We start from the raw sequence: 12,550 nt of genomic DNA, 5'->3' as shown, positions 1-12,550 counted from the left end.
GAGCACCTTGACCGCCATCGACCCCACCGCCCACCTGACCGCGGAGCAGATCGAGGAGCTCGGCCGCGAGCTGGACGCGATCCGTGACGCGGTGATCGCCGACCGGGGTGAGAAGGACGCCGCCTACATCCGCAAGGTGATCTCGGCGCAGCGCAAGCTGGAGCTGGTCAGCCGGGGCGTGCTGCTGTTCTCGTTCTTCCCGCCCGCGTGGATCATCGGCACCGCCGGTCTGTCCGTGGCGAAGATCATGGACAACATGGAGATCGGTCACAACATCCTGCACGGCCAGTGGGACTGGATGCGGGACCCGAAGATCCACTCCACGACCTGGGAGTGGGACCACGTCTCGCCGGCCGACCAGTGGAAGCACTCGCACAACGAGCTGCACCACACGTACACCAACGTGATCGGCAAGGACAACGACCTCGGCTACGGCATCATGCGCGTCGACGAGGACCAGAGGTGGCACCCCTTCCACCTCGGCCAGCCGCTGTGGAACTTCATCAACGCCTGCTTCTTCGAGTACGGCATCGCGGCCTACGACCTGGAGCTCGGCAAGAACCTGCACAAGCGCCGCCGCAACAACCCGGAGTTCCGGGCGCGGGCCAGGGCCGTGGGCCGCAAGATCCGCAAGCAGGTGCTCAAGGACTACGTGATCCACCCGCTGCTGTCGGGCCCGTCGTTCCTCACCACGCTCGCCGCCACGTTCACCGCGAACCTGGTCCGCAACCTCTGGACCCACTCGGTGATCATGTGCGGGCACTTCCCCGAGGGCGTGCAGGTCTTCGAGCGCCGGTCGATCAAGGGTGAGACGCGCGGCCAGTGGTACCTGCGCCAGATGATGGGTTCGGCGAACATCAGCGGCAGCAAGGCCATGCACTTCATGTCCGGCAACCTCTCGCACCAGATCGAGCACCACCTCTTCCCGGACCTGCCCAGCAACCGGTACGCCGAGGTCTCGGTGAAGGTGCGCGCGCTGTTCGAGAAGTACGAGCTGGAGTACGTCACAGGGCCGCTGCCCAAGCAGGTGTTCTCGGCTTGGCACAAGGTCGTCCGGCTCTCGCTGCCGAACAAGAAGCCCAAGATCAAGACGCCGGACCGCGAGAAGGAGCTCGTCGCGGCCTGATACCCGGTACCGGTGAGATCCGTTGCGGAGCATGGCGCTCGTGGTGGCGCCGTGCTCCGTGAGGCGTCTGCCGGCGGTGTGGCGGTCCGCTGAGTGTTCGCCCGTCGATCTTCCGTACTTCCGGTTGCAACGCCGTACAAGGAGGTACGTCCATGACCGTCCAGTGCACGCCGTCCACGGGCCTGAGTCTGACCGCCGATGTCTTCTCGGGGATCCTGGCCCGGGACCCCGCGCAGTTCGAGTTCCATCAGGCGGCGAGTGAGGTGCTGGAGTCCCTGGAGCCGGTGCTCGCCCGGCATCCGGAGTACATCCGCCACCGGGTTCTGGAGCGTCTGTGCGAGCCGGAGCGGCAGCTGGTCTTCCGGGTGCCGTGGGTGGACGACGCCGGGCAGGTGCGGGTCAACCGGGGCTTCCGGGTGGAGTTCAACTCCGCGCTGGGCCCCTTCAAGGGCGGTCTGCGCTTCCACCCGTCCGTGAACCTGGGCATCGTGAAGTTCCTCGGCTTCGAGCAGATCTTCAAGAACGCGTTGACCGGCCTGCCCATCGGCGGCGGAAAGGGCGGGGCCGACTTCGACCCCAAGGGCCGTTCGGACGGCGAGATCATGCGGTTCTGCCAGTCGTTCATGACCGAGCTGTACCGCCACCTCGGCGAGCACACCGACGTGCCCGCCGGCGACATCGGCGTCGGAGGCCGCGAGATCGGCTACCTCTTCGGCCAGTACAAGCGGATCACCAACCGCTACGAATCAGGCGTCCTCACGGGCAAGGGCCTGAACTGGGGCGGCTCCCATGTGAGGACCGAGGCCACGGGCTACGGCGCCGTGTACTTCGTCGCGGAGATGCTCGCCGCACGCGGCCAGGACCTCGACGGCCGGCGGATCGTCATCTCCGGCTCCGGCAACGTCGCCCTCTACGCCGCCCAGAAGGCGCACCAACTCGGTGCGAAGGTCGTCGCGATGTCGGACTCCGGCGGATACGTGGTCGACGAGGCGGGCATCGACGTGGAACTCGTCAAGGGCATCAAGGAAGTCCGCCGCGGCCGGATCAAGGAGTACGCGCACATCCAGTCCCGGGCCCGGTACGTCGAGGGCGGCTCCGTCTGGGACGTGCCGTGCACGGTCGCGCTGCCCTGCGCCACCCAGAACGAACTCGACGAGAACGCGGCACGCACCCTGCTGGCCGGGGGCGTCGTGGCGGTCGCCGAGGGCGCCAACATGCCGACCACCCCGCAGGCCGTACGGCTGTTGCAGGAGGCAGGCGTCGCGTTCGGCCCGGGCAAGGCGGCCAACGCGGGCGGAGTGGCCACCTCGGCACTGGAGATGCGGCAGAACGCCACCCGCGACGCGTGGACGTTCGAGGACACCGACCGGCGTCTCGCGGCCATCATGACCGGCGTCCACACCACCTGCCTGGCCACCGCCGAGGAGTACGGGGCGCCCGGCAACTACGTCGCCGGCGCGAACATCGCGGGCTTCGTCAAGGTCGCCGACACCATGCTCGACCTAGGCGTGGTCTGAGGCGCCACCGGTCGACCCGAGTCACGCCCTACCACCGCCCGATGTCACGAGGCCGGCCGCCCGGAGTCCGCAGCGCACAGTCCGCCGTGGATCCGCGGCGGCTGCCTCGGGGGCGGTCGGCGGGAGTGCGCCGAGCAGCACGAGGCGCGTCAGCGGAAGGTGCCGACATTCTCCGCGGCCCACTGTCCGAACGTTCTGGCCGGAGAACCGGTGACGCGTGAGACCGTGTCACGTACGGCCAGCAGCTCGTCGTTGACGTCCGCGCCCGTGATGTCGAGCACCGCGGCCGCCCCCTCGTCCCCGAAGACCGCCGCCAACTGAGCGTGAGCCTGCCGCCGGCTGATCTCGGTGAAGGGTATGTCCCGCCCGAGTGCGGCCGCGAGAGCCTGGACCTGCTGCCGGGGGCTCACGAGCTCCGGACCGGTCAGGGCGTACGTCCGTCCCCGGTGACCGGACTCGGTCAGCGCCACCCGCGCCACGGAGGCGATGTCGGAGGGGTGGACGGTGGGCAGGGCGGTGTCCGCGTACGGCGCGCGGACCGTCTCACGGGCGCGGATCGACGCCGCCCACATCACCGTGTTCGAGGCGAACTGCGTCGGACGCAGGATCGTCCAGGCCATGCCGCTCTCCTTGAGCAGCCGCTCGACCGCCAGGTTCTCGCCCGCGGGGCCCAGGTGCGGGTGGGTCTGGACGGTGATGGACGACACCAGCACCACGTGCTCCACACCCGCGAGCCGGGCGGCTTCGAGGATGTCGGCATCCGGCCCCAGACGCGAGACGAGGAACAGCGAACGCACCCCGTCCAGAGCGGGCTTCAGTGATTCCGGCTCCGCGAGGTCGCCCTCGACGACGTCGACGTCCTCGGGGAAGGCGGCCCGTGAGCTGTCACGGGTGAGCCCTCTCAGCGGCCCTGTCCCGCAGGCGTGCAACTCCTTGAGCAAGGCGCTGCCTATGTTGCCGGTGGCTCCGGTCACGAGGATCATGCGTGCCCCCTCCTGGCGTCCGTGATCGACTTGAGGACACGCTAGAACCTCGATCGCACTTCAGGTCAAACAGGCTCCCGACGGGGCTACTTGGTAGGCAGCGCGGTGAACGCCGCCAGGGTGTGGGTGACGAAACCGCGCAGCCGGCGGTCCGTGCCGAAGGCCGGGTCGCTCATCATGCTCAGCAGCTTCATCCAGGGGTCGACGTCACCTACCGGCACCCGCTTGTTCAGTGCTTCCAGTCGGTGGGCGTAGAGCCGTCCCTTGCCCACGGTCCTGAGCTGGATGAGCGGGCTGACCGCCGCGCCGCCCGCCGCCGCGGTGTACGCGGTGCGCAGCTGATCGTCGGTCTGATTCGCGAGGAGGCCCGGCAGTTGCACGTCGTAGCCCAAGCCGGTCAGGTTCGTCCGGACGGTCAGCGGGTTGGTGAAGGACTTCACGCCGTTGGGCACCGGCCGGTGCGTGGTGCCGGCGGGCTTCGCCGCGTCGCCCGGGAGAGCGGCGTTGACGGGGCGGACCGCGGCCGAGGTCCAGGAGCCGTGGAAGGTGTGGGCGAGCGGGGCACCGGGGCTGGTGTCGTACATCTGGAAGTAGTGGCCGACGCGGGCGCGGGCGTCGTCGCTGGGCGCGTCCTCCTTGTTGCGGGCGTAGTTCTCCAGCGTGATCACGTCGTCGCCGTCCCGTATCACCACGCCGGCGTAGTGGGCGCTCCAGAAGGAGGTCAGGTCCAGGACGGGGGCTCCGGCCCGGCTGTGGTCGGTGCTGAGTTCGGGGTGTGCCAGTGTGCCTCCGGCCGGGATGGCTTGCAGAGAGATGGTCATGAACGTCTCGCCGACGTCGGGCCGCACGTACTGGTTCACCCCGAAGTGGCGGTTCGCCGGTGTGCCCGCGACCATCCGCCAGGTGTCGGTGCGCAGTGCCGTGCCGTACGCCGTGGCGATGACCCGGGCGGAGTCGGCCTGTTGGATGCTGTGCGGGGCACCGGTGACCGCTGGTGGAGCCGGGTTGACGAGGAAGCGGGCGATCTCGAATTCAGGCAGCAGCACGGGCAGCGCGCCGATGCCGTCCGGCGCGGCGACCTCCAGCTCGCCGGCGCCCAGGGCACCGCTGACGATGTCGTTGCAGTTCTGCTGTCCCACCGCGGCGATTCCGCGCCCGCCCCAGGCGGCGAGGCGGGCGGTCACCCTGCGCAGGACCTGCCCGTTCACGGTGACGGTCTGGTTCTCGAGCGGGGAGTCGGGCACCAGCTCGACGGCCTCGCCCAGCGCGCGCCGCCAGGCGTTGCTCTCGTCGATGAGTGCCTGGGTGGCGTAGAAGACCTTCGGTTGGCGGGCCGTGAGCTGACAGTCCTCGATCGCCAGCCGGCCGTTCGCCGACACGCGCAGGGTGACGCCCGCCGGGTCGGCCGAGACGAGGCGGAGCTGCCCGGTGGGGTTGAGGAACGACACCGGCGGATCGGTGGCGGCGGGGGCCGCGGCGTAATTGATGTTGTTCTGGCCGATGAAGGCGTCCTGCGAGGCGGTCGGGGACGACCAGACGGAAGCGCCCACGACCACACCCGCGCCCGCCCGTTGGCCCGGCGTCACCTGGTTCCACCCCTGGAACGCGGGCGTCGCCACGGCCCGCGTGCAGCCGGGACCGGGACCGTCGGGACCTTCGGGCAGCCGTACCGGGAGCCCGCGGGCGTAGCGCCGGCCGGCGGTGTGCGCCTCCGCCTCCAGCGCCGCGCGGTCGCTTCCGGGCCCCACCCGGCCCGCTCGTTGCTGCACCACGTGCGCGACCTCGTGCCCCAGCACCTGTCGGCTCCAGGAGCGGCCGGGCTCCCAGGCACCGGGCGTCAGGTGAATGTCGTCCCCCAACGCCCAAGCCAGCGGCCCGCCCTGGGGAACCGCCGCGTGCAGATGTACCCGCACGTGCGCCAGCCCGGTCCCGAAAGAGGCTTCCAGTTCTGCTCGTAAGTCGGCGGGTAAAGCGAATGCCGTCATCGTTCCCCCTTGGCCCGCAGCGACGCTCCACCGTGGGGCGCCCGCTGATGGGCGGCCAGCCTAAAGTCGCCCGGCGCGGTATGACCGGCTCCGTCGTCAACGGGCCCCGAAACGGTTGCGGGCATGGTTTCGCGGTGCGGACGGTGCCTACAGGTGCGAAGGCGGGAGAAGGCATGGAGCGGAGCGACCGCGCGGGCCGTGGTGGTGGGGCTTCGTCGGAGGCCGGTGTCAGCGTGGCGCGATGGCTGCCTCGGCCGCCGTCTTGATCCGGGTACCGAACGCGTCCGCATCCTTCCTGGCGGCGGCGAGGGCCAGACCGACGAGGAGTTTGCCGATCCCGTGGCCCTCCAGGACGTTGAAGATGCGCACCCGGGTCCTGCCTTCGGGCAACCCCTCCAGGTCGTAGCCGCCTTCGAGGACCGCCACACTGTTCTTCGACACCTCGGCCCAGCGGATCCGCACCGGGGCTTCGAGTTCGGTGATGCGGAACTGCCTGGCGGTCTTCATTCCGGCGTCCTTGACCGTGCTCTCGAAGACCGTTCCCACGGCGGTGGGCGTGTCGGGAATCCGTTCGATCTTGAGCACCCGGGGGCTGAACTGGGGATCGTTGCGCCCGTCGGCGAGGTAGGCGAACACCTCCTCCACGGGCCGGTCGACCTCGACCACCGCTTCGAACTGTCCTGACATGGGGCACTCCTGACCGGTCGAGCCGTGAGGACCGCGCTGCCTTCGTTTCGAAGGAGGCACCGCGACCCTATGGGACCCTCGGGCTTCGTGCGAGGCGAACGGCGTCGGCGACGGGTATTGGGGCGCTTGGCACTGACGAGCACTCCAGCCTGACGCTCACCGCGAACTACCCCGCATCCTTGCTGGCCTTCGGCGGCGACCTCGAACACCACGTCGGCCCCCGGGCCGCCGCCGCCATCATGTCCGCCACCACGCGGAGTCTGCTGCTGCCATGACCACCATCGCCCTCCTCCCCGGTGACGGAATCGGCTCGGAGATCCTCGACGGCCCCCTCACCTGTCTGCGCCGCCTCCAGGCCGACGGTGCCCCCATCACCCTGAGCGGTCCCTTCCCCTATGGCACCACCGGCTGGCGGACCACCGGCTCGATCCTGCCTCCGGAGACCGTCGCCGGCTGCCGCGAGGCCGACGTCGTCCTCTCCGGCGCGGTCGGCACGTACCCCGGTGTCACCGCCGCCGAATGCCCCAACCCCGAGGCCGCGCTCATCGAACTGCGGCACCTCTTCGACCTGCGGATCAGCATCCGCACGGTGTGGGTGCCCGGCGACGGCGATGGCGGCGAGGACGTGGTGATCGTCCGCAACATCACCGGCGGTGCCTACGCGAGCCCCGACCGCCGCCAGGAGCCGGACGGTGTCCGGCCCGCCGAGGACCGGGTCGTCCTCGAACCGGACCGGGTGCGCGAGGTGTTCGCCATCGCCGCCGAGTACGCCGCCCGGCGCCCCGACCGGCGCGCGATCAGCGTCGACAAGGCGAGCGTCTTCGCCACCTCCCGGCTGTGGCGCCGTACCGCCCACGAGAGCGGCACCGCCCGCGCCGACGTCGACCGGGCCGCCTACGAACTGGTCAAGTACCCCGAACTGCCGGGCCTGATCGTCACCGAGGGCATCACCGCCCTGTTCGAGCCCGCCGACGGCACCGCCCCGCACCGGCAGCCGCCGTTCCAACCCCACCGGCGCCTGGCTGGCCCTGACCGACCTGCTCGACTGGTGCCCGGATCTCCAGCCCCTGGGCCTGGCCCGCAAGGTGCGCGCGGCTCTGGAGACCGCCGTCACCGAGGGCTCGCCCACCTACGACCTCGCGCCGGCCGACGCCACCGAGGTGTCCGACATGGACCAGTTCAACAAGCGAGTGCTCGGAGGCCTGGAATGACGGTCACCACCGCGACCTTCCAGCCCTCCGAGGCGGTCCGGCGCATCGAGCGCACCTCCCTGCGCACCGCCCAGCCCGCCTCCCGCGCCGGACTGATCTCCCTCGCCATAGGAGAACCCGACTTCGCGACCCCGCCCCACGTCCGGGCCGCCGCAGCCCAGGCGCCGGCGGACGGCCACACCCACTACACCAACCCGCAGGGCGACCCCGAACTCCGCGCGGCCCTCGCCGCCGCGATCCTGGCGATCGTCAACCCCGGCGACCGCGTGGTGCTGCCCGACCCGACCTACTCGCTCTACTCCGACCTGGTCCAACTGGCGGGCGGGGAGTGCGTGTTCGTCCCGCTCCGGGCCGACCTGTTCGTCTTCTGCAACCCCTCCAACCCGACCGGCGCGACCTTGGTCCTGGCCGACGAGGCGTACAGCGAACTCGTTCACACGGCCGAGCCGTTCGTCTCCGCGCTCCACGTGCCCGGCCTCGCCGGACGCACCCTGTACTGCCAGACCTTCTCCAAGAGCTACGCCATGACCGGCTGGCGGCTCGGCTACCTCACGGGCCCCCGGGACGTCGTATCGGCCGCCGCCCGCGTGCACGCCACAGTCAACGGTTCCGTCAACTCGGCTGTACAGCGTGCCGCGTTGACCGCGCTGAGCACCGCCGACGCCGACATCCGCCGGATGCGCCAGGCGTACGGGGCGCGGCGGGGGAGGGGCATCTGCGGCTGTCGTACGCCGCGGGACATCGTCGAGGGTGTCCGGCGGCTCGGGCGGGGCCGGCCGCGCTGACGTGACGGGTCAGCCGGTGCGGTACAGCTCGGTGAGGAGTTCCACCGCGGACTGGGTGGCGGGATGCGGGTCGTCCCGCCACCAGGCGAGCCGTACGGCGATCGGTTCCGCGTCGAGCACCGGGAGGTAGACGACACCGGGCCGCGGGTACTGGTGGGCGGTGGACTCCGCCGTCATGCCGATGCACCGGCCGCTGGAGATCACGGTGAGCCAGTCGTCGACGTCGTGGGTGTCCTCGGTTGCCGGACGGGAGTCGGGCGGCCACAGCTCCGGGGTGGTCGTCCCGGTCCGCCGGTCGACCAGCAGGGTGCGTTCGGCCAGGTCGGCGAGCCGGACGGGGCTTCCGCCGGTGGCGAGTACGTCGTCCGTGGAGACGGCCGCCATCCGCCGTTCCAGGCCGACGATGGCCGAGTCGAACCGGCGGTCGTCCAGGTCCCGGCGCACCACCGCGAGGTCGCAGGCGCCCTCCGCGAGGCCGGCGGTGGCGGAGTTGAGGCGGACCAGGTGCAGGTCGGTGGCCGGGTGCGCCTTCGTCCAGCGGCGCTGGAAGGTGGATGTGTGGCGGCCGAGCGCCGACCATGCGTAGCCGATGCGCAGGCTGGAATGTCCGGAGGTGGCCTCCCGGACCAGGTCCTCCGTCTCGGCGAGCACCCTTCTGGCGTGCGCGACCACCCGCAGCCCGGTGGCCGTCGGCGTCACCTCGCGCGAGGTGCGGCGCAACAGCCGTACACCCAGGGCGCGTTCGAGCGAGGCCAGAGTGCGGGAGACGGCCGCCTGGGAGACACCGAGGGCGATGGCCGCGTCGGTGAAGGTGCCCTCGTCGACGATGGCCACCAGGCAGCGGAGGTGTCGTAGCTCCAGATCCATGCGTCAAGTGTATAGATCGAGTAGTGGATGCATTTTGCGCAGCGGTCTGGGTGCCGCACGATCGGGACATGCGAGCCGCTACCCTTCCTGCCTCCGATTCCGCTTCCGTCGTACGGCGTTCAACCGTCCCCCTGTCCCCCGAGCAGCCCCGAGGGCGGCTGGCCGGCGTGGCCACGATGATCGGCAGCGGGCTGTCCAACCAGACCGGCGCCGCGATCGGCTCGCTGGCCTTCCCGGTGCTCGGGCCGGTCGGGGTCGTCGCGGTCCGCCAGTACGTCGCCGCGGCCGTCCTGATGGTCGTCGGACGGCCGAGGCTGCGCAGCCTCACCTGGTGGCAGTGGCGTCCGGTGCTGGCGCTGGCCCTGGTGTTCGGCACCATGAACCTCTCCCTGTACACCGCCATCGACCGTGTCGGACTCGGCCTCGCGGTGACCCTGGAGTTCCTCGGCCCGCTTGCCATCGCCCTGTCCGGGGCGCGCCGCCGGATCGACGCGGTGTGCGCCGTGGCCGCCGCCGCGGGCGCGGTCACGCTGATGCGGCCGCAGCCGTCCACCGACTACGTGGGGCTCGGGCTCGGTCTGCTCGCCGCGTGCTGCTGGGCCTCGTACATCCTGCTCAACCGGACCGTGGGCCAGCGGGTCCCCGGCGCGCAGGGCTCGGCGGCGGCCTCCCTCGTCTCCGCCGTGATGTTCCTACCCGTCGGGGCCGTCGTGGTCCTCCACCACCCGCCGACCCTCGCCGCCGTCGGCTGCGCGGTGGCGGCCGGTGTGCTCTCCTCGGCCGTCCCCTACCTCGCGGACCTGTTCACCCTGCGCCGTGTGCCCGCCCAGGCCTTCGGTCTCTTCATGAGCGTCAACCCGCTGCTCGCCGCGCTCGTCGGCTGGATCGGCCTCGGAGAGGGGCTGGGCGGCCTGGAGTGGGCGGCGATCGGGGCGGTCGTCGCGGCCAACGGGGTCAGCATGCTGACCCGCCGCTGAACCGGGCCCGGGAGTCCTCCGTCCTGGGCGCGGGCGGCCTCGCCGTGCCGTGCACGGTCAGGTCACGGTCGCGGCAATCGCCTTCGGCGACGAATACGTCACCTGACCGCGGGGAGCGGCGGCGCGTTCGGCATGGTTCGCCGGGCCCCGCCTCTGTGCCGCGCCAGGAGGCCTCACCCCGGCGCCGAGGCGATGAGCCGGGCCAGGTGGGCGCCCTCGCGGTCGGTGTGGTCGCCGATCTGGACACGGTGGCTGAAGCCGTGCGCGAGGACCCGGGTGCCCGGGGAGGCGTCGCGTACGACGGGCAGCAGGACCTGTTCGCCCGCGGCGAGGGAGATGCGGCGGCTGTGCGTGGACAAAGCCGGGCGCAGCGGTGGCCGTCTGGAGGTCGTCGAGGACCGGGAGGGTGCCGGGGCGACCCCGGAGCCGACGCCCTGCCCCGAGGTAGTGGTGCCCTCTCCGCGCACGGTCACCGGCGCGCCCAGGTGGCGGCAGACGGGGATCGCGTCGAGGATGTGCCGCCGTTCGCGCGGGAGGACCACCGCCAGTGGGATGCGCCGATGGTCGGAGGCGTCGGCGGAGTACTGCGCCCGGCGGCCGGGTCCGCCGTCGCCTCCCCGCAGTCCACCCGCCGGAGAGCCTCGGCCACGCCGACGGACCGGGGCCGGGATCGAGGGCGGGCGGCTCTGTCAGATGACGCCCTGGGCCGTCATGGCCCCCGCCGCCCGCAGGAAGCCCGCGATGTTCGAGCTGAGCGTCGGCGTAGGCCGAGATCCGCTCCCGGCGGATCTCCTTGACCTCCTTGAGGAGCGTCAGGTCGATGCCGTTCTCGTCGACGAGGTAGCCGGAGGAGTCGGAGCGGGCCACGACGGTGCCGCCCAGCGCCGGCCGGCGAGCATTTCCTGAGCGAAGTACACCGTGCCGTAGCCGGTCGCCTCCGTACGGACGTGGGAGCCGCCCCAGCCGACCGGCTTGCCGGTGAGGACGCCTGATTCGTGGCGGTTGGTGATGCGCTTGTACTGGCCGAAGAGGTAGCCGATCTCGCGGCCTCCGACGCCGATGTCACCGGCGGGCACGTCGGTGTGCTCGCCGAGGTGGCGGTACAGCTCGGTCATGAACGACTGGCAGAACCGCATGATCTCGCCGTCCGAACGGCCCTTGGGGTCGAAGTCGGCCCCGCCCTTTCCGCCGCCGATGGGCAGGCCGGTCAACGCGTTCTTGAAGATCTGCTCGAAGCCGAGGAACTTCACGATGCCCAGGTTCACGGACGGGTGGAAGCGCAGACCGCCCTTGAAGGGGCCCAGCGCGCTGTTGAACTCCACCCGAAAGCCTCGGTTGACGCGGGTCCGGCCTGAGTCGTCGACCCACGGCACCGGGAACATCAGCTGCCGCTCCGGGTCGACGAGCCGTTCCAGGATGCCGGAACGGGCGTACTCCGGGTGGCGTTCGACCACCGGCCGCAGTGAGTTCAGCACCTCGGCCGCAGCCTGGTGGAACTCCGCCTCCCCCGGGCCGCGTCGGCGGTGGCTGGTCCCTGTCCTGCGGACTCACCGCCCACCCCGTCGGGTCGGAGTTCCGGGCGCCACCAGCGGACCGCCCCTGCCCCTCGTGGAACTGTACGAGGGGGTCAGACGGGCCGGCCTCACACTCCAGGCGCTGAGCGGGCGCGCTCCTCGCCCGGCCGAGCTGGGACTGTCTGCGCGCTTGGCGGATGGTCGTGGAGGCCCCCGCCGCGCTGGCTCCGGCGGAGATCCACCCCGGAGTGGAGGCACTCCGTCAGCAGAAGACCCCGACCTGATGATCACCACCCATACCTTCCTGGACCTCGGCGGAGACGTCCCAGCCGCGGCGGACGCTCTCCATCTGCACCGCACCACGCTCTACTACCGTCTGGACCGGATCAAGGCGCTGACCGGCGTCGACCTGCGCACCGACCCCGAGCGCCACGACCTCGACCTCGCCCTGCGCCTCGCAGCGTTCCGTAAAGCAGACAAGGCCGAGAGGGCGGCTAAGGCGACCATCGCCTGAGTCCGCGACGGTCCAGGTCGACCTGGCACGGGACTACTTCGAGACCAAGCGGTCGGACAGTCGGGCGAGCCTGGTGAAGTGGGCACGGTAGAGGGGCTCGTCCGCGGTCGGGATGTCGACGGTGGCGAACACGGGACCGGACGGCGTCGAGCTCGCGTAGATCGGCTCGTCCGCCTGGTCGACGTAGCCGAAGTACAGCCGGGTGACATCGCGTCTTCGGGCCTCGGTGCGCACTTTCACCCAGTCCAGCGGGGCCCGGTACGGCCCGATGGTGTTGCCGCGCCGGAACAGCTCGAAGACTCCGCGGTCGACCCGCAGATGGACGATGCCGTGTTCGAAGACCACTGGCTCCATGTCGGACAACCCTTCGTTGAGTGTGTGCGG

The 12,550-nt window shown here is 71.0% G+C and carries 11 protein-coding genes and 1 pseudogene; 5 read left to right on the top strand and 7 right to left on the bottom strand.

Annotated elements, in window-relative coordinates; genetic code table 11:
- Positions 1–7: 7 nt before the first annotated feature.
- Both HLK59_RS03295 and gdhA read left to right on the top strand, forming a co-directional pair.
- Positions 8–1,126, top strand: a complete 1,119-nt coding sequence (locus HLK59_RS03295; protein ID WP_171139651.1) for an acyl-CoA desaturase — start codon at positions 8–10, stop codon at positions 1,124–1,126.
- 152 nt (positions 1,127–1,278) lie between these two features.
- A complete protein-coding gene (gene gdhA, locus HLK59_RS03290) occupies positions 1,279–2,643 on the top strand; it encodes an NADP-specific glutamate dehydrogenase (protein ID WP_171139650.1) in 1,365 nt (454 codons plus the stop codon).
- A 149-nt stretch (positions 2,644–2,792) separates the two neighbouring features.
- Here the strand turns inward: gdhA and HLK59_RS03285 are convergent, their stop codons facing one another.
- From HLK59_RS03285 to HLK59_RS03275, 3 genes are all read right to left on the bottom strand, one after another.
- The gene (locus tag HLK59_RS03285; RefSeq protein ID WP_171139649.1) at positions 2,793–3,626 is read right to left on the bottom strand and encodes an NAD(P)H-binding protein; all 834 of its coding nucleotides are present in this window, start codon (positions 3,624–3,626) and stop codon (positions 2,793–2,795) included.
- Between the two features lie 86 nt (positions 3,627–3,712).
- Positions 3,713–5,611 carry a DUF4157 domain-containing protein gene (locus HLK59_RS03280; protein WP_171139648.1) on the bottom strand — a complete coding sequence of 633 codons (1,899 nt, stop codon included), beginning with the start codon at positions 5,609–5,611 and terminating at the stop codon, positions 3,713–3,715.
- A 228-nt stretch (positions 5,612–5,839) separates the two neighbouring features.
- Positions 5,840–6,298, bottom strand: a complete 459-nt coding sequence (locus tag HLK59_RS03275; RefSeq protein ID WP_171139647.1) for an SRPBCC family protein — start codon at positions 6,296–6,298, stop codon at positions 5,840–5,842.
- Positions 6,299–6,569: 271 nt separating this feature from the next.
- Between HLK59_RS03275 and HLK59_RS03270 the strand changes: the two genes are divergently transcribed.
- Entirely contained in the window at positions 6,570–8,294 is a 1,725-nt protein-coding gene (locus HLK59_RS03270) for an aminotransferase class I/II-fold pyridoxal phosphate-dependent enzyme (protein WP_171139646.1), read from the top strand.
- Positions 8,295–8,303: 9 nt separating this feature from the next.
- On the opposite strand, the gene HLK59_RS03265 is transcribed toward HLK59_RS03270, so the two are convergent.
- The gene (locus HLK59_RS03265; RefSeq protein ID WP_171139645.1) at positions 8,304–9,161 is read right to left on the bottom strand and encodes a LysR family transcriptional regulator; all 858 of its coding nucleotides are present in this window, start codon (positions 9,159–9,161) and stop codon (positions 8,304–8,306) included.
- Between the two features lie 176 nt (positions 9,162–9,337).
- Between HLK59_RS03265 and HLK59_RS03260 the strand changes: the two genes are divergently transcribed.
- On the top strand, positions 9,338–10,138 hold the full coding sequence (locus HLK59_RS03260) for an EamA family transporter (RefSeq protein ID WP_240982177.1): 801 nt from the start codon (positions 9,338–9,340) through the stop codon (positions 10,136–10,138).
- Between the two features lie 173 nt (positions 10,139–10,311).
- On the opposite strand, the gene HLK59_RS50410 is transcribed toward HLK59_RS03260, so the two are convergent.
- Both HLK59_RS50410 and HLK59_RS03250 read right to left on the bottom strand, forming a co-directional pair.
- Complete coding sequence (locus tag HLK59_RS50410; protein WP_206326737.1) at positions 10,312–10,680, bottom strand: hypothetical protein; 369 nt, start codon at positions 10,678–10,680, stop codon at positions 10,312–10,314.
- 208 nt (positions 10,681–10,888) lie between these two features.
- Positions 10,889–11,658, bottom strand: a pseudogene (locus tag HLK59_RS03250) (Glu/Leu/Phe/Val dehydrogenase dimerization domain-containing protein); the annotation flags it as partial.
- A gap of 277 nt (positions 11,659–11,935) precedes the next feature.
- On the opposite strand from HLK59_RS03250, the gene HLK59_RS03245 reads away from it, so the two are divergent.
- Entirely contained in the window at positions 11,936–12,166 is a 231-nt protein-coding gene (locus HLK59_RS03245) for a helix-turn-helix domain-containing protein (protein ID WP_171139643.1), read from the top strand.
- 33 nt (positions 12,167–12,199) lie between these two features.
- Here the strand turns inward: HLK59_RS03245 and HLK59_RS03240 are convergent, their stop codons facing one another.
- Positions 12,200–12,520 carry a hypothetical protein gene (locus tag HLK59_RS03240; protein ID WP_171139642.1) on the bottom strand — a complete coding sequence of 107 codons (321 nt, stop codon included), beginning with the start codon at positions 12,518–12,520 and terminating at the stop codon, positions 12,200–12,202.
- Between the last annotated feature and the right edge of the window lie 30 nt (positions 12,521–12,550).

Origin of the sequence: Streptomyces sp. S3(2020) (genome assembly GCF_013044505.1) — a bacterium.
Taxonomy (GTDB): Bacteria; Actinomycetota; Actinomycetes; order Streptomycetales; family Streptomycetaceae; genus Streptomyces.
This window is presented reverse-complemented; position numbering and strand designations above follow the sequence as displayed.